The organism is Devosia sp. T2-14, from assembly GCF_055397495.1.
Map to the genome: position 1 here is coordinate 896541 of NZ_AP027921.1, position 26300 is coordinate 922840.

General features: G+C 64.7%; 24 protein-coding genes. 21 read left to right on the plus strand and 3 right to left on the minus strand.

The genetic code is table 11. The features are described 5' to 3' along the window. The first annotated feature begins 33 nt into the window (after positions 1-33). Together hisC and ACZ5WT_RS04405 are read left to right on the plus strand one after the other, a co-directional pair. Positions 34-1128 carry a histidinol-phosphate transaminase gene (gene hisC, locus ACZ5WT_RS04400; protein ID WP_464286171.1) on the plus strand — a complete coding sequence of 365 codons (1095 nt, stop codon included), beginning with the start codon at positions 34-36 and terminating at the stop codon, positions 1126-1128. Continuing rightward, positions 1125-2096, plus strand: a complete 972-nt coding sequence (locus ACZ5WT_RS04405) for a prephenate/arogenate dehydrogenase family protein (protein ID WP_464286172.1) — start codon at positions 1125-1127, stop codon at positions 2094-2096. The genes hisC and ACZ5WT_RS04405 overlap by 4 nt, the downstream gene beginning before the upstream one ends. Before the next feature lie 212 nt (positions 2097-2308). On the opposite strand, the gene ACZ5WT_RS04410 is transcribed toward ACZ5WT_RS04405, so the two are convergent. After that, positions 2309-3283 (minus strand): DUF2125 domain-containing protein, encoded by a 975-nt coding sequence (locus ACZ5WT_RS04410; protein WP_464286173.1) that lies wholly within the window; start codon positions 3281-3283, stop codon positions 2309-2311. Positions 3284-3446: 163 nt separating this feature from the next. On the opposite strand from ACZ5WT_RS04410, the gene ACZ5WT_RS04415 reads away from it, so the two are divergent. Further along, the gene (locus tag ACZ5WT_RS04415) at positions 3447-4001 is read left to right on the plus strand and encodes a gamma-glutamylcyclotransferase (protein WP_464286174.1); all 555 of its coding nucleotides are present in this window, start codon (positions 3447-3449) and stop codon (positions 3999-4001) included. Here ACZ5WT_RS04415 and ACZ5WT_RS04420 read toward each other — a convergent pair. Beyond that, positions 3998-4714, minus strand: coding sequence for a transglycosylase domain-containing protein (locus ACZ5WT_RS04420; RefSeq protein ID WP_464286175.1), 717 nt, complete (start codon positions 4712-4714; stop codon positions 3998-4000). The two genes, ACZ5WT_RS04415 and ACZ5WT_RS04420, sit on opposite strands and share 4 nt — an antisense overlap. A 123-nt stretch (positions 4715-4837) precedes the next feature. Between ACZ5WT_RS04420 and ACZ5WT_RS04425 the strand changes: the two genes are divergently transcribed. From ACZ5WT_RS04425 to ACZ5WT_RS04490, 14 genes are all read left to right on the plus strand, one after another. After that, on the plus strand, positions 4838-5740 hold the full coding sequence (locus tag ACZ5WT_RS04425; RefSeq protein WP_464286176.1) for a polyprenyl synthetase family protein: 903 nt from the start codon (positions 4838-4840) through the stop codon (positions 5738-5740). A gap of 3 nt (positions 5741-5743) precedes the next feature. Further along, complete coding sequence (locus tag ACZ5WT_RS04430) at positions 5744-6379, plus strand: MOSC domain-containing protein (protein WP_464286177.1); 636 nt, start codon at positions 5744-5746, stop codon at positions 6377-6379. Between the two features lie 8 nt (positions 6380-6387). Next, entirely contained in the window at positions 6388-6894 is a 507-nt protein-coding gene (locus tag ACZ5WT_RS04435) for a YbaK/EbsC family protein (protein ID WP_464286178.1), read from the plus strand. Positions 6895-7247: 353 nt separating this feature from the next. Then, a complete protein-coding gene (locus ACZ5WT_RS04440; protein WP_464286179.1) occupies positions 7248-9650 on the plus strand; it encodes a methyl-accepting chemotaxis protein in 2403 nt (800 codons plus the stop codon). 180 nt (positions 9651-9830) lie between these two features. After that, on the plus strand, positions 9831-11435 hold the full coding sequence (locus ACZ5WT_RS04445) for a methyl-accepting chemotaxis protein (RefSeq protein ID WP_464286180.1): 1605 nt from the start codon (positions 9831-9833) through the stop codon (positions 11433-11435). 378 nt (positions 11436-11813) lie between these two features. After that, positions 11814-13571, plus strand: coding sequence for a methyl-accepting chemotaxis protein (locus tag ACZ5WT_RS04450; RefSeq protein ID WP_464286181.1), 1758 nt, complete (start codon positions 11814-11816; stop codon positions 13569-13571). A gap of 101 nt (positions 13572-13672) precedes the next feature. After that, complete coding sequence (locus ACZ5WT_RS04455) at positions 13673-14053, plus strand: DUF1801 domain-containing protein (RefSeq protein WP_464286182.1); 381 nt, start codon at positions 13673-13675, stop codon at positions 14051-14053. Positions 14054-14145: 92 nt separating this feature from the next. After that, positions 14146-14508 carry a methylglyoxal synthase gene (locus tag ACZ5WT_RS04460; protein ID WP_464286183.1) on the plus strand — a complete coding sequence of 121 codons (363 nt, stop codon included), beginning with the start codon at positions 14146-14148 and terminating at the stop codon, positions 14506-14508. Positions 14509-14612: 104 nt separating this feature from the next. Beyond that, the gene (locus ACZ5WT_RS04465; protein WP_464286184.1) at positions 14613-15395 is read left to right on the plus strand and encodes an ABC transporter ATP-binding protein; all 783 of its coding nucleotides are present in this window, start codon (positions 14613-14615) and stop codon (positions 15393-15395) included. Beyond that, complete coding sequence (locus tag ACZ5WT_RS04470; RefSeq protein WP_464286185.1) at positions 15395-16099, plus strand: ABC transporter ATP-binding protein; 705 nt, start codon at positions 15395-15397, stop codon at positions 16097-16099. The genes ACZ5WT_RS04465 and ACZ5WT_RS04470 overlap by 1 nt, the downstream gene beginning before the upstream one ends. 3 nt (positions 16100-16102) lie before the next feature. Then, positions 16103-17101 carry a branched-chain amino acid ABC transporter permease gene (locus ACZ5WT_RS04475; RefSeq protein ID WP_464286186.1) on the plus strand — a complete coding sequence of 333 codons (999 nt, stop codon included), beginning with the start codon at positions 16103-16105 and terminating at the stop codon, positions 17099-17101. Beyond that, the gene (locus ACZ5WT_RS04480; RefSeq protein ID WP_464286187.1) at positions 17098-18423 is read left to right on the plus strand and encodes a branched-chain amino acid ABC transporter permease; all 1326 of its coding nucleotides are present in this window, start codon (positions 17098-17100) and stop codon (positions 18421-18423) included. The genes ACZ5WT_RS04475 and ACZ5WT_RS04480 overlap by 4 nt, the downstream gene beginning before the upstream one ends. Positions 18424-18744: 321 nt before the next feature. Next, positions 18745-19269, plus strand: coding sequence for an MbcA/ParS/Xre antitoxin family protein (locus ACZ5WT_RS04485; RefSeq protein WP_464286188.1), 525 nt, complete (start codon positions 18745-18747; stop codon positions 19267-19269). Then, positions 19266-19925 (plus strand): RES family NAD+ phosphorylase, encoded by a 660-nt coding sequence (locus tag ACZ5WT_RS04490; protein ID WP_464286189.1) that lies wholly within the window; start codon positions 19266-19268, stop codon positions 19923-19925. Before ACZ5WT_RS04485 ends, ACZ5WT_RS04490 begins: the two co-directional genes overlap by 4 nt. A 50-nt stretch (positions 19926-19975) precedes the next feature. Here the strand turns inward: ACZ5WT_RS04490 and ACZ5WT_RS04495 are convergent, their stop codons facing one another. Further along, the gene (locus ACZ5WT_RS04495; RefSeq protein ID WP_464286190.1) at positions 19976-21184 is read right to left on the minus strand and encodes an ABC transporter substrate-binding protein; all 1209 of its coding nucleotides are present in this window, start codon (positions 21182-21184) and stop codon (positions 19976-19978) included. Between the two features lie 229 nt (positions 21185-21413). On the opposite strand from ACZ5WT_RS04495, the gene ACZ5WT_RS04500 reads away from it, so the two are divergent. From ACZ5WT_RS04500 to ACZ5WT_RS04515, 4 genes are all read left to right on the plus strand, one after another. Then, entirely contained in the window at positions 21414-22460 is a 1047-nt protein-coding gene (locus ACZ5WT_RS04500; RefSeq protein ID WP_464286191.1) for a glycine betaine ABC transporter substrate-binding protein, read from the plus strand. A gap of 259 nt (positions 22461-22719) precedes the next feature. Next, positions 22720-23754, plus strand: a complete 1035-nt coding sequence (locus tag ACZ5WT_RS04505; protein ID WP_464286192.1) for a glycine betaine ABC transporter substrate-binding protein — start codon at positions 22720-22722, stop codon at positions 23752-23754. Positions 23755-24225: 471 nt separating this feature from the next. Then, the gene (locus ACZ5WT_RS04510; protein ID WP_464286193.1) at positions 24226-25095 is read left to right on the plus strand and encodes an ABC transporter permease; all 870 of its coding nucleotides are present in this window, start codon (positions 24226-24228) and stop codon (positions 25093-25095) included. After that, on the plus strand, positions 25096-26142 hold the full coding sequence (locus ACZ5WT_RS04515; RefSeq protein ID WP_464286194.1) for a quaternary amine ABC transporter ATP-binding protein: 1047 nt from the start codon (positions 25096-25098) through the stop codon (positions 26140-26142). The last annotated feature ends 158 nt before the right edge of the window (positions 26143-26300 follow it).

Sequence of the window (26300 nt, forward strand, 5' to 3'; positions counted from 1 at the left end):
TCCGCGCGGTTTTATCCGCCAAGCGTACCCATCATGACCGACGCCCTTCGCCCGACGCCGCAGCCCGGCATCCTCGACATCGCGCCCTACCTGCCCGGCAAGTCCGGCGCACCGGGCAGCAACGCCATCAAGCTGTCGGCCAATGAAAGCCCGCTTGGTGCCAGCCCCAAGGCGATGGAGGCATTCCGCTCGGTCGCCGACCATCTCGAGATCTATCCCGAGGGCAGCTCCAAGATCCTGCGCGCTGCGCTGGGCGAGGTGCATGGCGTCGACCCCGAGCTGATCGTCTGCGGCAACGGCTCCGACGACATCCTGCACCTCTTGGCCCAGACCTATCTCGGCGACGGCGACGAAGCGGTGATGAACCGCTACGGCTTTTCGGTCTATCCGATCATCACCAAGGCAGCCGGCGCCAAGATCATCATGGTGGAAGAGGACGACTACACCGCCGACGTCGATGCGCTGCTCGCGGCGGTGACGCCGCGCACCAAGGTCGTCTGGCTGGCCAATCCCAACAATCCCACTGGCACCTATCTGAATGATGCCGAAGTGCGGCGCCTGCATGCCGGGCTCCGTCCCGATATCCTGCTGGTCATCGACAGCGCCTATGCCGAATATGTCACCGCGGCCGACTATTCGGTCGGGCTCGACCTGGTGCGCGAAGCGCAGAACGTCGTCATGGTCCGCACCTTCTCCAAGATGGGTCTCGCGGCCATCCGCATCGGCTGGATGGTGGGCCCCGCGCCCGTGGTCGACGCGCTCAACCGCATTCGTGGCCCTTTCAACGTCAACCTGCCGGCTCAGCTGGCGGGCGCAGCCGCCACCCGCGACGTCGCCTTCACCGCGAGCCTGCGCGAGCACAATGCCAAGTGGCGCGACTACCTCACCGAAGAGCTCAACTCCAACCACATTCGCGTCCTGCCCAGCCAGGCCAACTTCGTCATGCTGCTGTTCCCCGATGCCGAACACGCGGCGCTGACTTTCGAGACTCTGCGCGAGCGCGGCCTGATCGTGCGCGAGATCGGGCCATCCTATGGCATTGAAAACGGCCTGCGCATTTCCATCGGCTCGGAACAGGCGATGCGCGGCGTCGTGGGCATCATCAAAGCATTGGTCAAAATCGCATGAGCACCCAGTTTCGCAAACTCGCCCTGATCGGCATTGGCCTTATCGGATCCTCGATTGCCCTGGCGGCACGCCGTCAGGGCCTCGCCGAAGTCATCGCCATTTCCACCCGCAAGCAGGAAACGCTCGACGAAGCGCGCGACCTTGAGCTGGGTGACATCTATACGCTCGATGCCGCCGAAGCGGTACGCGGGGCTGACCTCGTCATTCTCTGCACTCCCGTCGGCGCTTATGAAGCCGTCATCAAGACCATCGCCCCCGCCCTCGAACCCGGCGCCATCCTGTCGGATGTCGGTTCGGTCAAGGCGCATGTGGTCAAGGTCGTCGGCCCGCATGTCCCTCAGGGCGTAAGCTTCATCCCCGGCCATCCCATTGCCGGCACGGAGCACTCCGGCCCCTCCGCCGGTTTCCCCGAGCTGTTTTCGGGCCGCTGGTGCGTGCTGACGCCCGGGCCCGAGGTCGATCCGGCCAAGACCGAAAAGCTCGCCGAATTCTGGCGCGCCATGGGCAGCCATGTCGAAACCATGGATGCCGCGCACCACGATATGGTGCTGGCCATCACCAGCCACATTCCGCACCTGGTCGCCTATAATATCGTGGGCACGGTGGCCGATCTCGAAACCGCCACCCAGTCCGAGGTCATCAAATTCTCGGCTTCGGGCTTCCGCGACTTCACCCGCATCGCCGCGTCCGATCCTGTGATGTGGCGCGACGTGTTCCTCACCAATCGCGACGCCGTGCTCGAAATGCTCGGCCGCTTCAACGAGGATCTGAGCGTACTGCAGCGCGCGGTGCGTAATGGCGACGGCCCGGCGCTTGAGGCCATGTTCACCCGCACCCGCGCCATCCGCCGCTCGATCATTTCCGCTGGCCAGGAAACCGCGGCGCCCGACTTCGGCCGCCCGCACGAACCAACTCCCGCCCCCAACGTGCCCTTCGTGCGCGAGCATGGCGGCGGGGACGACGCTTAGCTTACCTCGGACAATCTGCCAGCGTCCGTTTTTGTCAGTCCCACCCACCGGGCTCCGTCCCTCCCCCCTGTGCGGAGGGAAGCGAGATAGGACTTAGCGTCAGCTAAGTCCGTCCATCGAGCAGGGTGGGGGTTTCCTTCCGCGAGTCCGATGCGTGGGGCCACCCCCACCCTTGATCCCTCCCCACAAGGGGGAGGGAGCCGACTGATGCATCAAAACAGCGGCGTCAGCGTCGCGACGGGCACGAGCCCCACAAAGACCGCCCCGGCGCGCAGGCTGATCAGGTTGGTGTGCCCGCCATCCTGGGTGGGCGTACCCAGCACCAGCGAGCGCCAGGGTTCGCCGAGCACCGGGCCGATGCGCTGCTCCACGCCGTGCGAGGTGATGGTCACCTGCCCTTCCGGGCGATGCTCGGCGTCGAGCGCCAGTTCACCCGAGGCATCAAGCGTTGCGTCGCCATCGGTGGCGCGGATGGCGACGATCTTGAGCTTGGCCCCGTTCGCCTGCATCTGCGGAAGCAGCAGGCTCGCATCGCCCCAGTTGCGCACATCGTCGGGCAGCCCGCTCAGCTCCACCTGCACTTCGGCATTGGAATCGTTGAGCGTCAGCGCCGGCCAGGCCCCATCCACCATGCGCAGATAGCCGGCGATCGCCGCCGTGCCGCGCGCGGGATCATGCTGCTCGGGAATATCGAACAGATGGCCCTCCACCAGCGCACTCCTGGCAATCACCGCATTGCCGAACAGCGCATCGGACCACACCACATCCTTGCCGGAAACCGAGACACGGCCGATGCGCCAGCTGTTGAGATTGACGCTGGCTTCCAGCGACGACCAGTCGAGGTCATTGCGGCTACCGGTAAAGCTGTCGGTGAGTTTTGCCGGCCCCTGCAGGGACGCCACCGCATGGGTCGGCGAATAGACCAGCATGCTGGCGCGCACAGCCGCCACGTCGACCACGATATCGCCGCTGACCACCTGCGCATTGCCGCAATCGAGATCGAAGCGGAAGGGAAAGCCCCCGACATTAAGCGTATCGCAGGTTACGCGCGGCTCGCTGACGCCGTCGCTCTGCGCCAGCGCCTCGATATTTTGCCGGACCAGGCCCGCCAGCACATACCAGGCGACGCTCCAGGCGACGACCACAGCCAGAACGACACTGCCGAGAATGATGATTCGTTTTTTCATGGCTGGAACTCTTACCCGTGCCGACTGGCCGACAGAAGCCCATCGATTGGGCCAGCATTCATCACCGGTAAATCCGGGTGGCCCTATTTTGCCCAAGCAAATATCAGACAGGGCAATTGCTCCACTGGGCGAGCAGGCCTAGGTTTCTGATCAGGTTAAGACGATGCGCGACACCGACACAACATCAACGCACTGGGTTTTCGGCTACGGATCCCTGATCTGGAATCCTGGCTTCGCCCATGTCTCGTCCCAGCAGGGCTTGCTCAAGGGCGCCCATCGCAGCCTGTCCATCGTTTCCCACCATCATCGCGGCACCGTCGAGCGGCCCGGCCTTGTGTTCGGGCTGACCCGCGGCGGCTCCTGCCGCGGCATGGTGTTTGAAGTCGCCGCCGCCAATTGGTCCGAGGTGCGGCGCTACCTTGAGGAGCGCGAACAGGTCACCTCAGTCTATCGCGATGTCATGCGCCCGGTGCATCTGGGCGACGGGCGCGTCGTCAGCGCCCTGTCCTTCCTCGTCGACGAGCGCCACGAACAATATGCCGGCCACCTTTCGCTGGAGCAACAGCTGGCCATGGTGCGCAGCGGGGTGGGCCTGTCTGGCCGCAATATCGACTACGTGCTCAATACCGCCCGCCACCTCGGGGAGTTGGGCATTCGCGACCGCCAGCTGATGGCCCTGGCCGCCCTGCTCGCAGCCGACGAAGCACCGGACGCCTAAAGCGAAAGCTTGCCGTTTTCCCCCACGCAGCTCGCCCGCTCGCCGAACTGGATGGCGCGCCCCTCGATGATCCGGGCAATCCGCTGCATCCCGGCACTGGGCTTGCCCGGCTGGCGCAGCATGGGATTGGGCAGGGCCGTCACCAGCAGCGTCGCAGTGCGCCAGTTGAGGTTCTGCGGCTCGATGCCAAAGGCGCGCTGCGCCCCCGCCGCCACGCCGAACTGCCCTTCGGGGCCCCATTCGGCAATGTTGAGATAGATTTCCATGATGCGCTTCTTGGGCATCACCAAGTCGACATAGAGTGCGAGCGGCACTTCCAGCGCCTTGCGCACCACGCTCTGCCCGTTCCACAGGAAGAGGTTCCGCGCCACCTGCATGGTGATGGTCGAGGCGCCCCGCGCATCTTCGCCCGCCATGAACTTTTCGACCTCGTCGCGCAGCGCGCCGAAATCCACCCCCTGGTGGCGGCAGAACTGCCCGTCTTCCGACAGGATCACCGAGGCTTTGAGCCGGTCCGAAATATCGCCGATATCGCGCCACTGCCGGTCGACCGGCCGACCGGTAAGATAGCGTTCGAGCATCGGCACCGAAACCGGGTCGATCACCAGATAGAGCGGCGTCAGTACGAGCGGAACGGCAACCAGCACCGCCAGCACGGCACCGAGCCAGCGCAGCATGCGCCGGATGCCGGTGGATTTGCGTCGCTGTGTCATGCTGGCTCAATACCCAAACATCGCCGGGACGGGAAGGCGCCATAGCCGCACATACTTATTGGGGTGCTATCGGGGCCCCGCACACCCTTGCCGCTCCTGTCCCAAACGGCTAGCAACAGCACCATGTACGATTTTGCCTCCGACATTGCCGATTGCGCCCGCGCCGTGGAAAACGCGCTGGAAAAACAGCTCGATGTCGGGCGCCTGTCCGGCCCGGGTCCCGCCGCGGACCGCCTCGTCGCGGCCATGCGCCACGGCAGCCTGCAGGGCGGCAAGCGCCTGCGCCCGCTGCTGGTGCGCCAGGCCGCCGCCATTTTCAATGTGCCCAGCGCCCAGTCTCTGATGGCCGGCCTCGCGGTCGAGATGATCCATTGCTATTCGCTGGTGCATGACGATTTGCCCGCCATGGACAATGACGACCTGCGCCGCGGCCGCCCCACCGTGCACAAGGCCTATGACGACGCCACCGCCATTCTCGCGGGCGACGCACTGCTGACCCATGCCTTTGGCCTGCTCGCCGAACCGTCCTGCCATCCCGATCCATCGGTGCGCATCGCGCTGGTCGCCGAACTGGCCAGCGGTGCCGGGGCCGGCGGCATGGCGGGCGGGCAGATGCGCGACATCGAGGGCGAAAAGGCCGGGCTGTCCGCCGATGAAATCCTCACCATGCAGGCGATGAAAACCGGCGCGCTGATCCGCTCCAGCGTGCGCATGGGTGCCATTCTGGGCGGCGCTCCGGCACGCGCCCTGTCCGCCATCACCGCCTATGGCGAAGCAGCCGGCCGGGCCTTCCAGCTCGCCGATGACATTCTCGACGTCACCGCGACAGCCGAAGCCATGGGCAAGGCCACCGGCAAGGATGCGGCTCTCGGCAAACAGACCCTGGTCGCCCAGCTCGGCGTCGAGGGCGCCCGCGCGCGCCTCGACCAGATGGTCAACGAGGCGCAGGTCTATCTGCGCACCTTCGGCCCCCGGGCCGATGGGCTACGCGCCACCGCCAGCTACTTCGCCAGCCGGGAAAGCTGACCCATGGCCGAGCTGCTCAGCGTCAATCGCGGCAAGCCCGAGCCGATCCCCGCCAAATCGGCGCTGACCGGCATTTTCAAACGCCCGCTCGCCGGCCCGGTCGAGATCGATGCGCAGGGCCTGCGCGATGACGCCATCCTCGACCGCCGCCACCATGGCGGGGTCGATCAGGCGGTCTACATCTATTTCGCCGACGACTACCGGTTCTGGAGCCACGAGCTGAACCAGGCCCTCGAGCCCGGCACGTTCGGAGAGAACCTCACCATTGATGGCGTCGAGGGGGCCAGTGTCGCCGTGGGCGACCGGTTCACCATCGGCCCGGTCGTGCTGGAAGTCACCTCCCACCGCACACCCTGCTCGGTATTCGCCGCCCGCATGGGCGATCCCAAATGGGTCAAGCGCTTCCACCGCGCCGGCCGCCCCGGCGCCTATTGCCGGGTGCTGAGCCCCGGCGCCGTTTCGGCAGGGATGAGCGTTGCCGTGACACCTTATGCCGGTGAGCGCTTTACTGTTGCCACCCTGATGTCCTTTGATGGCCAGCGCGAAATCGCTCCCGATATCCTGCGCCGTGCCCTGACGGCGCCGGTCCACTACAAGATGCGGGCCGACTACGAAAATCGCCTCGCCCGCCTGTTCTGAGAGTTGCCATGAGCCTGTCTTCCGTCCAAGCCGACCTCGCCGCCCGCGCCCCCGAACTGGTTGTGGAGGTCACCACGGCCTCGACGGCCACCGTACCGCTGGCCGCCGCCGTGCATGGTGTCGAGCCCGGCCAGATCGCCAAGACCCTGTGCATCCGCGTCAAGGATGAGGAATTCCTGCTGGTGACGCGCGGCGACGCGCGCCTCGACAACCAGAAATCCAAGGCTGCCTTTGGCGGTCGCCCACGCATGCTGGGCGCCGAGGACGTGCTGCGCCTCACCAGCCATCAGGTGGGCGGCGTCTGCCCCTTCGGCCTGCCCGCCCCACTGCCGATCTATCTCGATACCTCGCTGCGGGTTTATGACCTGGTGATCCCGGCCGGCGGGGATACCCACGCCTCGGTCCGGCTCGGCCTCGACCGGCTGGCCGAGCTCTGCGGCAACCAATGGGTCGATGCCTGCGTCCCGCCCGATCAGGCGGCCGACGCGTCGTCGGCGGAAGCCGAGACGATCTAGGCATCACGACCGACCAGGACGAATGAAAATCGGGCACCGCAAGGTGCCCTTTTTTTCATCATCTGTCCCCGTTTGGCCATCACGCTTAACTCGGCCTTAAGCATGCCCGGTGAAGGTGAGGTCGGACGCAGTTGTACTTGGATTTGACTAAACGCGAGGCTTCTCGCGGGGGTAGCGGTGGCGTCTTTCCAAACAGGCAGGCAGGCTATTTGGACCCGGTTTCGGCCGGAGCTGGGAGGTCGCGCCACGTCCCTGGATGTCACAATTCAAGACAACGCGATGTGTCCGGCATAGCCAGCAGAAGCTGGCAGGGGAGCTGCCTCGAATGAGGCAATATTGGTAGGGTTTACAGAATGAAGGTCTCCAATTGGTCGATCCGCACAAAGCTGGTGATCGGCGCGGGAGTTATGTTTGCGACATCGATCTGCGGCATCGTCCTTGCCGGCACGTCGATGATGTACGGTACGGCAGGCAACGAAGCCGAAGCACGGGCGCGCGCCCTGCTGGGGCAGTATAGCCAGCAGGTCTCGGGCCAGCTGAGCGGCATCATCTCGCTCACCCGCGGCGTCGCCGCGTCGGTGGAAGGTGTCATCGCGGAAGGCCCGGTCGATCGTGACCAGCTCGGGCGCCTGATGACCTCGGCGACGGCCTCGCGCACGGCGCTGATCGGCATGGCGCTGGTGTTTGAACCCAACGCGCTTGATGGCTTCGACAATCTCGCCGTCGGCCATCCCTATTCGGACGCCACTGGCCGCTTCTTGCCCTACTTTACCAACCAGGCGGACGGCTCGGTCGCCCTCGAAACGCTCGACATGTCCGCCGCGGTCGACAATGCCGCCTGGTACGACGCGCCGATGGCCACCGATAGCGACCTGCTGACTCCGCCCTTTGCCTACAATGTCAACGGCAAGAGCGTGCTGATGACCAATGTGGTCTCCGTGGTGCACAAGGACGCCAAGCCGGTGGGCGTTGTCACCGCCGACCTCAGCCTGGCCACCATTGGTAGCGTGGTTGGCCAGCTCCGTCCGTTCGACGTGGGCAATGTCATGCTGATCAGCGATGACGACCAGTGGATCTCCAGCACCGATCCGGCCCTGGTCGGCACTAAGCTGGCGCCCGAAGTTGCCGCCGTGCTGCTCGACGACGACCTGATGAGCAAGGGCATGTACTATACCGACGCCCAGGGCGTGCAGCAGTTCGTCGTCGCCACCTCGCTCTCCTTCGATGGCGTTGACGAGAAGTGGACCATGCTGATGGACGTGCCGACGGCCACCATCTTTGCCGGTGTCGACCAGATGCGCACCATGGCGCTGGCCGCCTCGGCAGGCCTGCTGGTTCTGGTTCTGGTTCTGGTCTGGCTGGGTGCCGAGGCAATCGCCAAGCCGATCCGCCGCATGACTGGCATCATGGGCGGCCTGGCCAAGGGCGAATATGACGTCGTCGTGCCCTATGCCGACAATGGCGACGAAATCGGCTCCATGGCCAAGGCCGTGGAAGTCTTCCGCCAGAACGGCCTCAAGGTCAGCCAGATGACCGAGGCCGAAGCCGCCCGCATCATCGCCGACGAACAGAACCGCCGCGCCATGATGAGCGACCTGCAAAGTGCCTTCGGCCAGGTGGTCGATGCCGCCATTGCCGGCGACTTCTCCAAGCGGGTCGAAACCGAATTCCCCGATCCCGAACTCAATGGGCTGGCCGATAGCGTCAACAGCCTGGTCGCCACCGTCGATCGTGGTCTCGATGAAACCGGCCAGGTGCTGACGGCCCTCGCCAATACCGACCTGACCCTGCGCATGAAGGGTCAGTATCAGGGTGCCTTCGCGCGCCTGCAGGCCGATACCAATGCCGTGGGCGACAAGCTCGGCGCCGTGGCGACCCAGCTGCGCTCGACCTCGCGCACACTCAAGAACGCGACCGGCGAAATCCTCTCGGGCGCCAATGACCTGAGCGAACGCACCACCAAGCAGGCCGCTACCATCGAGGAAACCTCGGCGGCGATGGAACAGCTGTCGGCGACCGTCATGCAGAACGCCCAGCGCGCCAAGGATGCCAGCGCCAATGCCGGCGAAGTCACCCGCACCGCCGAAGAAGGCGGCCAGGTGATGCGTCAGGCCAATGCCGCCATGTCGGCGATCGAAGCCAGCTCGGCCAAGATCTCCAACATCATCGGCATGATCGATGACATCGCCTTCCAGACCAACCTGCTCGCCCTCAACGCCTCGGTTGAAGCGGCGCGCGCCGGCGATGCCGGCAAGGGCTTTGCCGTGGTGGCCGTGGAAGTGCGGCGCCTCGCCCAGTCTGCTGCCAGCGCCTCGGCCGACGTCAAGGTGCTGATCGAGCAGTCGGCTGGCGAAGTCGGGCTCGGCTCGCGCCTCGTCTCCGACGCGGCGGCACGCCTCAACTCCATGCTGGACGCAGCCCGCGCCAACAATGCGCTGATGGACGGCATCGCCAAGGACAGCAATGAGCAGGCTTCGGCGATCAAGGAAGTCAACATCGCCGTCCGCGCCATGGACGAGATGACCCAGCACAACGCGGCCCTGGTCGAGGAAATCAACGCCTCGATCGAGCAGACCGAAACCCAGGCCAGCGCGCTCGACGAAGTCGTGGCGGTGTTCAAGCTGGGTGGCGAGCACGCCGCGCCTGCGGCCCAGGCGCCGGCCCCGGTCAGCCGCCCCGCAGCGATCAAGCGCGCGGCCCAGAGCTACCTCAGCCAGGGCAGTGCCGCGGTCGCCGCCGACTGGAACGAGTTCTGACAATTGACCGCGCGGCGCTGCCCTCAGGGCGGGCGCCGCGCGGGCCATATTGCTTGCTCACTGCGTAAACTTAACCCGGCGTTTACCCAAAACTGATGGCGATGGAACGGCTTGATCTAGGTCACGGCCCCTCGTCCATTAACTTGGCAAAGCGAACCAAACATTGCTGGATTACCTTTTATGAACTCTCCCCTGAAGCGTCGCGAAGACCTGCAGTCCCGACTGGATTTCATCGGTCTGGATGACGCCGCCCGCGCGCGTCAGGCCGCCGCGAAGCGCCATGTCGACAAGCACCTGCCGATCGCACTGGAGCTGTTCTACGACAAACTGAGGACTGTGCCCGCCGCGGCCAAGTTCTTCAGCGGGCGCCCGCAGATGGATCGCGCCCAGGGCAAGCAGCTGGACCATTGGGGCGCCATTGCCGCCGGCGACCTCGACGGCACCTATTTTGACTCCAGCACCAGAATTGGCCTGCGCCACGCCCAGATCGGCCTCGAGCCGCGCTGGCACATTGGCGGCTATGCGCTGATCATTGAAACCCTGCTGGCCGGCGTGATCCGGGACATGATGGCCGAAGCCCTCCAGCCCCGTCCGGGCCGGTTCGGCAAGCGCGCCGCCACGGCTGAGGAAGTCATGGCCTCGGTCGAAAGCATGACCGATGTTGTCGGCAGCCTGCTCAAGTCCTCGCTGCTCGATATCGACATCGGCGTGACCGCCTATTTCAACAAGCTGACGGGCGATGCCAAGGCGGCCGATGATGCGGCCAAGGCCAGCATGCAGCGCGCCGCCACGCTGACCGGTGAAGTGCTCAAGAGCATGGCGCAGGGCGACCTGACCAACCGCGTCACCGCCGATTTCGAGCCCGAATTCACCCAGATCAAGGACGACACCAATAGCGTGGCCGACCGGCTGAGCGGCATTGTCAGCCAGCTCCAGCAGACCTCGCGCTCCATCAAGACGGCGACCAGCGAAATCCTCTCGGGCGCCAACGACCTCAGCGATCGCACCACCAAGCAGGCAGCGACTATCGAGCAGACCTCCGCTTCCGTGGAACAGTTGTCATCGGCCGTGGTCGAGAACGCCCAGCGGGCTGCAACTGCCAGCAGCAAGGCGCAGGCGGTGTCGCAGAATGCCAAGCAGGGCGGCGCCGTGATGCGCGAAGCCAATGACGCAATGAGCGCCATCGAATCCAGCTCGGCAAAGATCTCCAACATTATCGGGCTGATCGATGACATCTCGTTCCAGACCAACCTGCTGGCGCTCAACGCCTCGGTGGAAGCGGCGCGCGCCGGTGACGCCGGCAAGGGCTTTGCCGTGGTGGCCGTGGAAGTGCGCCGGCTCGCCCAGTCGGCCGCCAATGCGTCGGCCGAGGTCAAGACCCTCATCGAGGCCAGCGCCAAGGAAGTGCGCCATGGCACCGTGCTGGTCGGGCAGGCCTCCGAAACGCTGCTGGAAATCCTCGCCGGTGCCCAGGAAAGCGCGGGCCTGATCGACACCATCGCCCGGGCCAACAAGGAGCAGGCTTCTTCGCTGGCCGAAGTGGCCGTCGCCGTCCGCCTGATGGACGAGATGACCCAGCACAACGCTGCGCTGGTTGAGGAAACCAACGCCGCCATCGAGCAGACCGAGGCGCAGGCCAACGAGCTCGACGGCATCGTCGACGTGTTCAAGATCACCAAGACCCAGGCGACGCCAGCAGTGGCCCGTCCCGTGAGCCGCCCGGTTGCGGCGCGCCACCAGACGGTCGGCAATGCGGCGATCGCGAGCGACTGGAACGACTTCTAGCGTTCGGACGCGACCAGACCTGTGTTATTAAAAGGGCGCCGATTGGCGCCCTTTGTCGTTTCAGTTGCCCGGTCAAATTTGCCGGGCATTAACTTCCTCGGCGCACTCTGATCGTGACCGCAGATCAATCTCACACGTTCCCGGCGGAGGTCGGGACGACATTTGAACGATCGGCCATGCACCAGGTAGCGTCACCCTTGTCGCGCCGTTGGACCAGCCCCGAACAGCTGGCCGGTGCGCTCGCGCATGGCTCGGGGCAGCAGGTCTACGTAGGCAGATGCGTAGATACCGCAAGCCCTTCTAAAACCTCCACTTATCCAAGCAATTTTACCATGTTTCGGGCGTCGGAAAGCGACGGGGGCTGGAGGGCCTTTCTCGATGGGTATGTTCGGCAGAAAGAAGAATGACGACACGGCCAAGCTAGAGGCCATCATGCGCAGCCAGGCGGTGATCGAGTTCCAGTTGGATGGAACGATCATCACCGCCAATGAGAACTTCCTGGCGGCATTGGGCTATTCCCTTGCCGAAGTGGCTGGCAAACATCACCGGATGTTTGTTGACCCGGAAGAGGCCCAGTCCGACACCTACAAGCAGTTCTGGGCCAGTCTGGCCGCCGGCCAATACCAGGCAGCGGCCTATCGGCGGATCGCCAAGGGCGGCCGCGAAATCTGGATCCAGGCCAGCTACAATCCGGTGCTAGACAAGGCGGGCAAGCCGGTCAAAGTGGTCAAGTTCGCCACCGATATCACCGAACAGATGAACCACGCTGCCGACCATGAGGCCCAGATCGCGGCCATTTCCAGGGTCCAGGCGGTCATCGAGTTCAACCTCGACGGCACCGTGCGAACCGCCAACGAGAATTTCCTCAACACCGTCAACTACCGGCTCGACGAGATTGTCGGGCGGCATCACCGCATGTTCTGCGACCCGGCCTATGCCGCCGGAGCCGACTATGCGGCCTTCTGGGACAGGTTGCGGCGCGGCGAATATGTGGCGACCGAGTTCCAGCGCTTCGGCAAGGGCGGCGCGGAAGTGTGGATCCAGGCCTCCTACAATCCGATCCTTGATGCGCAGGGGCGGCCGGTCAAGGTGATCAAGTTCGCCACCGATATTACCGAGCGCAAGCGCGCCGAGGGCATTATCGATGAGCTGACCTCGAGCCTTGCCAAGATGGCCGATGGCGACCTCAGCGGGCGGATCGACAAGCAGTTTACCGGGCAATATGAGCAGCTGCGAATTGCCTTCAACCAGTCCCTGGGGCGGCTGCTCGATATCGTGACGGGCCTGCAAACCACGTCACGTTCGCTCAAGACCGCGACCGGTGAAATCCTCACTGGTGCCAATGACTTGAGCGAGCGCACCACCAAGCAGGCAGCCACGATCGAGGAGACCTCCGCCGCCGTGGAACAGCTCTCGACCGCCGTGCAGGACAATGCCGGGCGGGCCGCCACCGCCAGCCAGAAAGCCCAGGCGGTTTCCCTAAGCGCTACCGAGGGCGGCACGGTGATGAACGAGGCCAATTCGGCCATGGCGGCGATCGAGACCAGCTCGGGCAAGATCTCCAACATCATCGGGCTGATCGACGATATTGCCTTTCAGACCAACCTGTTAGCGCTCAATGCCTCGGTCGAGGCGGCGCGCGCCGGCGATGCCGGCAAGGGCTTTGCCGTCGTGGCCGTGGAAGTCCGTCGCCTGGCCCAATCGGCGGCGCAGGCCTCCAGTGAGGTCAAGGTGCTGATCGAGGCCAGTGCCAGCGAGGTCAAGAACGGCTCGCGCCTCGTCGGCCAGGCATCGGAGAAGCTGCTCGCCATCCTCAGTGGCGCCCAGGAAAGCTCGACCCTGATCGACTCCATCGCCCAGGCCAACCGCGAACAGGCCTCGGCGCTGGACGAGGTTTCGGTGGCGGTGCGGCAGATGGACGAGATGACCCAGCACAATGCGGCGCTGGTGGAACAGACCAATGCCGCCATCGAGCAGACCGAAGCCCAGGCCAGCGAACTCGACCGGATTATTGAGGTATTCAAGATAGATAGCGCCTCCCCGGCCGTCAGGCCAATGCGCCCGCAGGCCCGGCCAAAACCCGCCCTGCGCGCCATGACCAGCGCGGCGATCGCGCAGGATTGGAATGAGTTCTAGCCGGAAATCGACCCCGCTTTGGGTCGTTCGGCGGGACTGCTGACACGGGCTGTCAGCACCTGACGCCCACATTGGCGGCTCCACTCCTCCCGGAGCCGCCAATGCTCAATTCTGCCGTCGATCCCGTACAATCGCCTGCCTTGATCGAGCTGATCGCGCCGCTGCCGGGCAGCGTGGGCGAGCTGACGCGCCGGCTGATTGCACTGGTGGCGGCCTATCCCGGCCTCTCGGGCAAGGTGGTAAGTGGTTGGAAAGCCGTCAATTTCCGCCACCCCGACGCCGGGCATGTCTGCTCGGTCTTTCCCAATGCGGATGGGGTTTCGCTCTATTTCGAGAATGGGCGCATGCTCAGCAATGGCGTGGGTCTGCTCGAGGGCGACGGCCTCAAGAAGGGCCGCTACCTGCGCCTGCGGCCCGGCGACGACATTCCCGTCGACCTGATCGGCATCCTGCTCAGCGAAGCCATTGCCCTTTTTGCCTGAAGCATGCTTGAAGAAATCCGCCGGTCTGCTTGCAGCATGCTGGCAGATTTCTTGCGATTTTCTTGTGGCTTGCTGGCAGTTGGAGTGTGGTGATGGCGCGGATCGGACTTGTGGCGCATGACGACAAGAAGGACGAGATGTGCGTCTGGGCGAGCCTGCATCGCGACAAGCTGAGCCAGCACGATCTGTTCGGAACCGGGACCACGGGTGGCCGCGTGATGGCGGCGACGGGACTGCCTGTGACGCTGCTCAAGAGTGGTCCCCTCGGCGGCGACCAGCAGCTGGGGGCGATGATCGCCGAGGGGCGGCTCGACATGCTGATCTTTTTCATCGACCCGCTTTCGGCCCAGCCCCATGACGTGGATATCAAGGCGCTGACCCGGCTGGCGACGCTCTATGACGTCCCCTGCGCCAACAACAAGTCCACGGCTGACGCGGTGCTCGCCTATCTCTAGCGCGCGCGGTTCCGGTTGACCGCCCGCGCGCCTTATGAACAGATGCCTGAAAATAGCCTGGATTGAACCGGGCAAAAATATGGCTTCAGGGAGCGGGCTTTCGGGTGTCTTCGGACTTAGTTATTGACGTTCGCAACGTCAGCAAACGTTTTGGCGGCCTGACCGCCGTCAACAACTGCTCGCTATCGGTACGGAGGGGCTCAGTCACAGGACTGATCGGACCGAACGGGGCAGGCAAATCCACGCTGTTCAATATCGTGGCCGGCAATATCGTTCCCGATGAGGGCGCGGTGATCTTTGACGGCGCTGATGTGACGGGCCTCAAGCCCCACCAGCTGTTCCGCACCGGCATGCTGCGCACCTTCCAGATCGCGCATGAATTCTCCAACATGACGGCGCTGGAAAACCTGATGATGGTGCCCGGCGACCAGCCCGGCGAGTCCCTGGGCAATGCCTGGTTCCGGCCGGGCCTGGTGCGCTCGCGCGAGCGTGAAGTGCGCAAGAAGGCACTCGACGTCATCGACTTCCTCAAGCTCGGCCATGTGCGCAACGAGCTGGCCGGCAATCTCAGCGGCGGGCAGAAAAAACTGCTCGAGCTGGGCCGCACCATGATGGTGGACGCCAAGGTGGTGCTGCTCGACGAAGTGGCGGCCGGCGTCAACAAGAGCCTGCTCAACGACCTGGCCAGCAATATCGAGCGGATGAACCGCGAGCTCGGCTACACATTCTTCGTCATCGAACACGACATGGACCTGATCGCGCGGCTGTGCGACCCGGTGATCGTGATGGCCCAGGGCGAGAAGATCGCCGAGGGGCCGATGGCTGAAATCCGCGCCAATCCGGCAATTGTGGAAGCCTATTTCGGCTCTCCGGCAGAGGTGGCGTAATGGCCCTGATAGAACTGAAACACGTCGTCGGCGGTTACGGCGGCGCGCCGATCCTCAATGGCGTCAACATGGCCATCGAGCAGTCCGATATCGGCGTCATCGTGGGGCCCAACGGGGCTGGCAAGTCGACCACGCTGAAGGCGATCTTCGGCCTGCTGAAGGTGACCGGCGGCGCCATCGAATTTGACGGCGAGGACATCGCCAATTCCCTGCCCGACAAGCTGGTGCCCAAGGGGCTGAGCTTCGTGCCGCAGGAAAAGAACGTCTTCACCTCGATGAGCGTGGAAGAGAACCTGGAAATGGGCGCCTTCATCCGCAGGGATGATTTCTCCGGCACCATGGCCTGGGTCTATGAAATGTTCCCGGTGCTGGCCGAAAAGCGCCGCCAGCCCGCGGGAGAATTGTCGGGCGGGCAGCGCCAGATGGTGGCCATGGGCCGCGCCCTGATGAGCAAGCCGCGCCTGTTGATGTTGGACGAACCCTCGGCGGGCCTGTCGCCGCGCTATGTGATCGAGATCTTTGAGACCATCGTGCGGGTCAACAAGGAAGGCGTCGGCATCCTGATGGTCGAGCAGAATGCGCGGCAGGCTTTGGCCTTCGCGTCCAAGGGATTCGTGCTCGCGCAAGGGCAGAACCGCTTCACAGGCACCGGGCCCGAGCTGATCGCCGACCCGGAAGTGGCCAAAAGTTTCCTGGGGGGCTAGGCCATGGACGAGCTTATCTTTTTCATCAACCGTGTGCTGATTTCGGGCACCGTGCTGGGCTCGATCTATGCGCTGGGCGCCATCGGCATCACGCTGATCTTCGGCATCCTGCGCTTCGCCCACTTTGCCCATGGCGACATGATGACCATGGGGGCCTTTATCGGCTTCGTGCTGGTCGGCATTTTCACCGCAATGGGCATTACCGCGCCCATCCCGATGGGCTTTGTCGTGCTGCCCTTCGCCATGGCCATCACCGCCGTGATCGCGCTGGGCCTCGACAAGGGCTTTTATGCCCCGCTACGCCGGCGCGGCGTGCCTTCTGTGACCCTGATGATCGCCTCGATCGGCGTGACGCTGATGATCCAGGGCCTAGTGCGCCTGATCTTCGGCTCGGGCACCAAGTCGTTCTTTGCCAATGAGCAAAAGGAAATCTTCCGCATCGACATGACGGCCTTCGGCGGCAGCCGCCCCATCACCATCACCGAACCGCAGGTTCTGATGATCGTGGTGACGGTGGTGCTGATGCTGGGCCTGCACTATTTCCTGACCCGCTCGCGGCTGGGCAAGGCGATGCGCGCCATGTCAGACAATGCGGCGCTGGCGCAGGTTTCGGGCATCAATACTGCTCTCGTGGTGCGGGTGACCTGGCTGATCGCCGGTGCGCTGGCCTGCGTCGCCGGCACCATGCTGGCGCTCGACGTGGCGCTGATGCCTGACCTGGCCTTCAACATCGTGCTGCCCATCTTCGCGGCGGCGATCGTGGGCGGGCTCGGCCATGTCTATGGCGCCATTGTCGGCGGCTTCCTGATCGCCTTTGCCGAAACGCTGTCGGTGTTCAACTGGACCTCGGTGCTGCGGCCGCTTGGTGAGACCATCGGAGTCGAACTGCCGGCCAACCTGGCGCTGGTGCCCACCGAATACAAGCTGACCGTGGCCTTCGTGATCCTGGTCATTACGCTGCTGGCGCGTCCCACCGGTATCTTCAAGGGAATCTCATCATGAGCACACCCGCAAGCGAGCGCCGGTTTGACATGAACAATCCGACGACCCGCGCCATTACGCTGTTTGCCGTCATGTTCGGGCTGATCGTGGTGGTCGGCCTGGTGCAGGGCGCGGCCAACACTTCCCTGCTGCTGACCCAGGCCACCGCCTATGCGCTGATCGCGCTCGGGCTCAATATCCAGTGGGGCTATGGCGGGCTGTTCAACTTCGCCGTGATGGGCCTGATGATGGTGGGCGGCGCGGCCGTGGTGACCATTTCTGCCCCGGTCAACCAGGTGTTCTGGGATGGCGAGGGCCCGATCCTGCTGGCCAAGGCGCTGGGCGCCTTCCTCGTCGGGCTGGTGCTGGTCATGGCCGCGCGCAGCTCCGACCGCATCGGCATTCGCGGCGGCTGGCGGACGGCGCTGATCGTGGTGGCATGGTTTGCCGCCTATATCTTCTATCGCAGCCAGATCGACCCGGCTGCCGCCTATATCGAAGCCAATGCCGGCTTTGTTGGCGGGCTGGGGCTCAACCCGATCCTGGGCTGGGCCGTGGGCGGGCTGGTGGCGGCCATCATCGCCTTCATCGTCGGCAAGATCAGCCTCGGGCTGCGCAGCGACTATCTGGCCATTGCCACCATCGGGATTTCCGAAATCCTGCGCGCGCTGGTCAAGAACATGGACTGGCTGACCCGCGGCACCCAGACCGTCTCGCCCATGCCCTGGCCGGTGCCGCTGCCGCAGCACTACCAGGCCGAGGGCATGGCCATCACCGAATCCTTCGTCGCGGCGCGCCTGGGCTTCCTGGTGCTGCTGGTGGCCATCGTGGCGGTGATCTTCTTCCTGGTGCAGCGCGCCTATGCCGGTCCCTGGGGCCGCATGATGCGCGCCATCCGCGACAACTATGTTGCCGCCGGCTCGATGGGCAAGGACATCAAGGGCCGCCAGCTGCAGCTCTTCGTGCTCGGCTCGGTGCTAATGGGCGTTGGCGGGGCGATGCTCGCCTCGTTCAACCAGATCTTCGACCCCTCCAGCTACCAGCCGATCAACCACACCTTCATGGTGTGGGTGATGGTGATCGTGGGCGGGGCCGGCAACAACTGGGGCGCCCTGCTCGGGGCCTTCCTGATCTATATCGCCTGGGCGATCTCCGACCCGATGGCGCAGGCGATCTTCCAGAACCTGTCGGCCTGGAGCCAGTCGATCGGCTGGGGCGCGATTCCGGAAATCGACTCGCGGGCCCTGCAGATGCGCGTCTTCGTGCTGGGCGTCATCATCACCATTGCCCTGCGCTATGCGCCCAAGGGCCTGCTGCCCGAAGTGGTGCGGAAGACGGAGTAGCGGCGGGGTTTTTGCCCGAGCGCAATCGTGCCCACGGATTTCGGTCCGTGGGCATTTTTGTTTGGGGGGCTCGCAGTCGTCTCCCTCCCCCTTGTGGGGAGGGGTCAAGGGTGGGGGTGGGGGCCACGATATCGGGGCTCTCGTTCCCCCACCCTGCTCGATCACGCACTTGGCTGCGCCAAGCCCTATCTCGCTTCCCTCCCCACAAGGGGGAGGGAGGGGGCCGGTGGGTGGGGTAAGCGGGAGGGCGGTTACGGCGAAGACGCTCAATCTTGCATTTTGTCCAATATTGGACTATTTGTGGATGCAAGGAGAATTGCCATGCCGCAGGTGCACCATGTTGCCGATGCCATTCAGCCGGGGCCGCTGGTGCTCGATGCCAGCCGGTTTGCGGCCGATAACCGGCGGCGGTTGAGCGGGCCGGGCTTGCGCAGCTTCCTCGCCATTGCGGACCTGTGGGAGCTCAACGAGGACCAGCGCCGGCTGATCCTGGGCTATCCCGCGCGCTCGACCTATCACCACTGGACGCGGCAGGCGCGCCGGCAGGAGGCGCTGACGCTGGATGGCGACGTGCTGACGCGCATTTCGGCGGTGCTGGGCATTCACCAGGCGCTGGGCGTGCTGTTTGAAACCCAACGCGCCATGCTGGACTGGCTGACCCAGCCGCATGACGCGCCGCTGTTTGGTGGCCAGCAGCCGCTGGCGCTGGTGACCAGCGGCACGCAGGACAGCCTGCTGCAGGTGCGGCGGTTTCTCGATGCGGCGCGGGGCGGGCTCTATATGGCGCCCAACGCGATCGATCGCGACGCGGCCCCGATCGATGACAGCCTGATCGACTGGCAATGAGCCGGATCGCGGCGCCGCAACCGGCCTTCCGGCTGATCCCCTCGCGCTTTCCGCCGGTGGGCCTGTTCGATACCGTCACCTCGCCGGCCGACCTCGAGGCGGTGATGGAACTGGCTGGCTGGAGCAATGACCGGCTGGTGCTGGAACGGCTGGCCCGGCTGCCGCAGAGCGAATGGGTGTTCGGGCGCGCCAATTCGAGCATCGTTATGGCGGCGTTCCTGCATGCGCCGGTGCAGGGCGCGCGGTTTTCGGGGCCGGACCTCGGCGCCTGGTATGCGGCAGCGGCAATCAATACGGCCGTGGCCGAAGTGGCCCATCACCTGCGCCGCGAAGTGGTGGCGCGGCGCCTGCCGGGCATGAGCCGGACCTATCGGAGCTATTCCTGCCGGATCGAGGGGCGCTACGAGGATCTGCGCGGACGCCAAGGCGACCCCATCTATGCCAGCGCCGATTATGCGGCGGGGCAGGCCTATGGCGAAGCCGAGCGGGCCGGTGGCGGCGACGGGCTGGTCTATGCCAGCGTCCGCCATGCCGGAGGCAGCAATGTCGTGGCCTTCCGCCCCTCCAAGATTCTCGAGGTGACCCAGGGCGAGCATCTGGAAATCAGCGTACTGGCGGACAGTCCGCGCATCGCGGTGCGGCGGCTGGAGGCATGAAAAAAGGCCCGGGATCGCTCCCGGGCCTTTCGCATTTCCAAGGGGGCTGATTACTGGATCAGGCCCTTGTTGACGATGGTGCCGCCCTCGATGACGAAATAGTCGATGCCGCCGGCGATATCGCCTGCTGCGTCGAAGTCGAGGTTGGACGAAGCGCCTTCATAGTTGATGTCGGTGCCGGCCTTGATCAGCTCGACAGCCTTGGTCCATTCGCCGGGCAGGATGACTTCGCCGGGAGCGGAGGTGACATCGCGCAGGGCAGCCGAAACGCCGGCACGGTCAGCCGTGCCGTTCTTCTCGATGGCCAGGGCCAGCGCGAAGACCGCGTCATAGGACTGCGGGCCATAGGTGGTGTCGGCAACGAGGCCTGCATCGGTCGCCAGCTTGGCATAGATGTCATAGGCCTCGCCCGAAGCGGCGGCTGCCTGGGTCAGGATCAGGCCCTCGAGGGTCGAAGCGTCGCGCGAAGCGAGCAGCGCGTCGCCGGCCATGCCGTCACCGCCGAGGAACTGGGTGAAGCTGCCGCTTTCGATCGCCTGGTTGAGGATCGCGCCGCCGCCGGCATTTTCGTAGCCGTAGATCACCAGCGTGGTGGCGCCGGTCGATTCGATCTGGCCGATTTCCGGACGGTAGTCAGCCTTGCCGTCTTCGTGCGCCACGTTGGCCAGCACCTTGCCGCCACCGGCGGTGAAGGTCGAGGCGAACTGGTCAGCCAGGCCCTTGCCGTAGTCGCCGTTGACATAGGTCACGCCGACTTCCTTGATGCCCATGGAGAGCAGCAGGTCAGCGCCCTTGGCGCCCTGGAAGGCGTCGGACACCACGGTGCGGTAGAGCAGGTCGTTATCGGCCACGGTGGTGACGGTCGGTGCGGAAGCCGATGGCGAGATCATCACCACATTGCCCGGCAGGGCAGCGGTGTTGAAGGCGGCCAGGGTCGCGCCGGTGCAGTAGGCGCCGAAGATTGCGGTGACATGGTCGCTGTTGACCAGACGGTCGGCAGCGGGACCGGCGGTATCGGCCGAGCAGGCGCCGTCAGCCAGGATCGACACGAGCTTGTTGCCGCCCAGAATGCCGCCCTGGGCATTCACCTGATCGACAACCAGGTTACCGGCCGAAACCATGCCGCCGGCAAAGCCAGCGATCGGGCCGGTGACGTCACCGAGAAAGCCAAGCTTGACGTCATCTGCGAGAGCCGGAGCGGCGACGGACAGCGTCGCGGCGGCAACGGCCAGAGTCAGGGTCTTCTTGAAATTGAGCATTTGTGTCCCTCTGCTTGGTCGATCTGCCCGGCGGCCTTGTTTGGACCAGTCTTGTGGGCGGAACGACACGATAAGGGGGCGCAACTCGCGCCCCGCTGATGGGGACTGTGGCACATTTGAATACTCGGAGTCACCGGGTATTGATTAGGCTCCGCGCGGACAGCTGGTGTTGCTTAACGGAGCTTGTTTTTGCAATAGAGAGTCGTGGTTTGGCGGAGATGATCGGATGATGGCAAAGCTATTGCAGGCAGCAGTGCTGGCCACCGCCCTCGCGACTCTCGGGGCCGCAGGCCCGGCCTTGGCCCAGATCACCGTGCTCGACCAGGCGCAGGACAGCGTGGCCGCGCCAGAGGCTGCAGCGGCCCCCGCCGCGCCGCCGCCGCCCTGTGGCACCCAGCCGATCAGCATCGCCCGCATGAGCTGGCCCTCGGCCGAACTGCTGGCCGAAATCCATGCACGCATCCTCAGCAGCGAATTTGGCTGCCAGACGCGGGTGACGCCCGGCGACCTGGCGGCAACCGCCTCCTCGATGGGCTCGACCGGCCAGCCTGCCGTGGCGCCCGAAATGTGGGTGACCCGCGTCGCCGACGTGTGGAATGCCGGGCTCGACGCGCAGAAGCTGCGCCCCGCCGCCCCCACCTATAGCCAGAACCAGTTCGAAGGCTGGTTTATTCCCGATTATGTCGCGGCGAGCTTTCCCGGCCTCAGCAGCAGCGCCGGACTGGCGGCGGCCCTGCCCGCGCTCAATGGCGGCGCCAAGGTGCGGCTGATCTCGTGCCCCAGCGACTGGGCCTGTTCGCTGATCAACCGCAACCTGGTCACCGCGCTTGGCATTGGCAGCATGGTGGAACTGGTCGAACCCGCCAACCGCTTCGAAATGGATACGCTGATGGGCGAGGCGGTGAGCCGCAAGGAGCCGGTGATCTTCTATTACTGGCAACCCAATGCCGTGCTGGCCCAGCTCAATTTCGTGGCGCTCGACATGGGAGCCTATGAGGAAGAGGCGGCCAAGTGCCTGGCCCGCCTCGCCTGCCCCAATCCGCAGCCCAGCGCCTTCCCCGACGAGCAGGTGGTGGCGGCCCTGGCCGAATGGGTGTTCACCGACGTGCCTTCCATTGCCGGCTACTTTCAGCGCACCAGCATGCCACTGGCTGAAATGAACATTTTGCTGGCGCAGTTGAACGAACCGGGCGCAACGGTGGAAGGCGTCGCAGCGCGCTTTGTGGCCGAACGGGCCGATATCTGGCGCCCTTGGGTCGGTGCAGGCGCGCCCTGAAACCGCCTGAAACCGGGCGATTTTGCGGCATGGCAATAGCGGCAATTATTTTTTCACTTGGCCGCCAATTTGTTTTCGGAACTTCGCCTGTTTGGTCAGCAAGTTTTGACGCCGCTTAAGATTTGGTACAGTTCTCTTTACTTGTGTTGCTCATGTCTAACTGAGCGTAACGACAGTTTGTCTGCAAGTATCCGCCGATTTGACATCGATGTATTAGTCTCTATGGTTTGCTCATCGCAAAAATCCAGGAGACGACCTGATGATATTGAAATCCGGTGGCATTGCCGCCGCGATGACGCTTGCCCTATTGTCCGCAAGCACCGTGCCCGCCCTGGCGCAGGAGAGCCAGCCGGCCGACGCCGCCGTCTGCGGCACGGACCGCACCATTGATATTGCCGAGATGACCTGGCCGTCCGCGGCCGCCCTCGCCCATATCCACGCAACAATTCTGGAAACCGGCTTCGGCTGCGATGTCGCCATCGTCACCGGCGACACGGTTCCCACCACCAGCTCGATGGTGACGCGCGGCTCGCCCGCGATCGCGCCCGAGCTGTGGACCAGCACCGTGCAGGAGCAGTGGGACACTGCGCTCGCCGAAGGCTCGGTGGTCAAGCTCGGCGAAGCCATCACCGATGGCACGATCGAAGGCTGGTTCATCCCCCGCTATACGCAGGAAGCCCACCCCGAGATTGTCAGCGCCGAGACGGCGATCGCCAATCCGCAGGTCTTCCCCGACCCCGAGGAATCCAGCAAGGGCCGGCTCTATTCGTGCCCGCCGGGCTGGGGATGCGAGCTGGCCACCACGGCGCTGTTTGACGCCTATGACATGAGCGGCGCGTGGAACCTGTTCTCGCCGGGCTCCGGCGGCGCGCTCGATGCCTCGATCGCGCGGGCCTTTACCCGCGAAGAGCCGATCCTGTTCTACTACTGGGGCCCGACGGCCATCCTGGGCAAGTTCGATGCGGTGGCGCTCGACATGGGCGAAAGCAAGCCCGAGGTCTATGCCTGCAACACCGATCCCAGCTGCACCGAACCGGCCGGGATAACCGCCTATCCCTCCTCTCCCGCCATTGTCGGCGCAGCGTCCTGGCTGATCGAGGAAGCCCCTGAACTGGCCGCCTATTTCGGCAAGGTCGGGCTGACCAATGCCGAGATCAGCGAATTGCTGGTCTATGGCGACGAAAACCAGGCTGACGCCGCCGCAACGGCCGAGAACTTCCTGCGCACCAAGCAGGACCTGTGGACCCAGTGGGTTCCCGCCGCCGTGGCCGAGAAGGTCGTGGCGGGGCTGTAGGGGCTCCGATCCCTCCCAACCGCAATCGCTGCCCACGGACCTGTTCCGTGGGCCGCTCTCAACGCGGCGCAAGCGATGAAGGGCCCGCGGATCAAGTCCGCGGGCAGCTCGGTGGGTGGTAGGGTGAGGGTTCCGCCCATCAAGTCGCATGTGTGGCTAGCGCAGAACCCCCACCCTCGTTCCCTCCCCACAAGGGGGAGGGAGGCGCAGGACCCGATGGCTCCGATCGCGCTCAAGACTGCTCACGCGCACCAGCGCTGCCCACGGACTTGATCCGTGGGCCACGCTTAATGCGGCGCAAGCGACGGCAGGCCCGCGGATCAAGTCCGCGGGAAGCCCGGTGGGTGGGGGTAGTGAGGGCTCAACCGACCGCCTTCGCTCCTCGCCTCGATTTACGCACGCACAATGCCCGAGCGCGCCTGCAACGCCCTTCGGCATCGCGCGTCCCTTTCCTGAAAGTGACCAGAAAACGTGTTTCCCGAACTGATTGATACGCGCCCGCTGCGGCGGGCGATTGATGATGGCCTCAACTGGGTGGTGCGCCACTGGGGCGACGAATTCGAAGCGGCGGCCTCGCCGCTGCTGATGCTGCTCAAGGCCATCGAGGACCTGCTGGTGGCCACGCCCTGGTGGCTGATCATCGCCGTGCTGGTCGGCATTGCCTGGCTGGCCACCCGCAGCTGGAAACTGCCACTGCTGGTGCTGGTCTCGCTGCTCTTCATCGGCGTGATGTCGCTGTGGAAGGATGCCATGACCACCATGGCGCTGATGATCGCAGCGACGCTGACCGCCATTGTGGTGTCCATCCCCGTCGGGGTGTGGATGAGCCGGTCGCTGCGGACGCGCAGTGTCCTGACGCCAGTGCTCGACCTGATGCAGACGCTGCCCAGCTTCGTCTATCTCATCCCCACGGTGATGATCTTCGGGCCGGGCAAGATCCCGGCACTGATCGCCACGATCGTCTATGCGGCTCCGCCGCTGGTGCGGCTGACCGACCTGGGCCTGCGCTCAGTCGATCCCGCGGTGATGGAAGCCAGCCGCAGCTTTGGCACCAATCCGCGCCAGCGCCTGTTCGGCGTGCAGATCCCGCTGGCTTTGCCGACCATCCTGGCCGGGGTCAACCAGACCACGATGATGGCCCTGGCCATGGTGGTGATCGCCTCGATGATCGGGGCGGGCGGACTGGGCTATCAGGTGCTGCAGGGCATCGGGCGGCTGGAGGTCAGCCGCGGGCTGTTCGCCGGTCTCGGCATCGTGGTGCTGGCCATCATCTTTGACCGCATCACCCAGTCTTTCGGCAAACAGTTGCAGGGGCGTATTGGCCTCGCGGAGGCGCGCTAAATGAACGCGATCGATACCACCAATGACCTCGCCATCGCCATGCGGGGGGTGACCAGGATCTTCGGCAGCCAGCCGCAGGCGGCGCTCGATATGCTCCGCGCCGGCACCTGCAAATCCGATGTGCAGGCCCAGACCAATCACGTCGTGGGACTGGACAATGTCTCGCTCGACATCGCCAAGGGGCAGATTTTCGTGGTGATGGGCCTGTCGGGCTCGGGCAAATCGACCCTGATCCGCCACGTCAACCGGCTGATCGAGCCGACCGCAGGCGAAATCGTGGTCAATGGCAATGACGTGCTCAAGATGAGCCTTGCCGAGCTGCGCGCCTTCCGGCGCACGCAGGTGGCCATGGTGTTCCAGAAATTCGGGCTGCTGCCGCATCGCTCGGTGATCGAGAATGTCGCCTATGGGCTCGAAGTGCGCGGCGTCGCCAAGGCGGAACGCCTCCGGGAAGCCGCCAAGTGGATCGAGATCGTCGGGCTCTCGGGCTATGAGCAGAGCCAGCCGCGCCAGCTGTCGGGCGGCCAGCAGCAGCGGGTGGGCCTGGCGCGGGCGCTGGCGCTCGATACCGACATCATCCTGATGGACGAGGCCTTTTCCGCGCTCGACCCGCTGATCCGCTCGGGCATGCAGGATCAGCTGATCGAGCTGCAGAAGTCGCTGGGCAAGACCATCCTGTTCATCACCCACGATTTCGACGAAGCGCTCAAGATCGGCGACCGCATCGCCGTGCTGCGCGATGGCGCGGTGCAGCAGGTCGGCAAGCCCGAAGATATCGTGCTGCGCCCGGCCAACGAGCATATCGAGGACTTCGTGCGCGAGGTGAACAAGGCGCGCGCCATCCATGTGCGCTCGATCATGGAGCGCGGCGAGCATGAGCCCTGCGCACAGGCCGTGTCCAAGGATGCCCGCTGCGAGGATGTGCTGCCGCTGTTTGCCGAAAACCAGTGGGTCGGCGTGCTCGACGACAGCGGCACCCAGATCGGCCGGGTGACCGCCAAGCAGGTGATCAAGGCGCTGGCGCGCTATACGCCGGGCGTCAACTGATACCAGGCCGGCCGCGGCCCACTACCGCGGCCGGCCAACATGACAGTTTTGTGACGCTAACAGATTGAAAAACAACGACTAAATTCGAACAAATCAGCAATTTGTTCATAGGTGATCATGATGGTGGCGGCAGGGCGCCGGGGCGGCGTGGTTGTTAG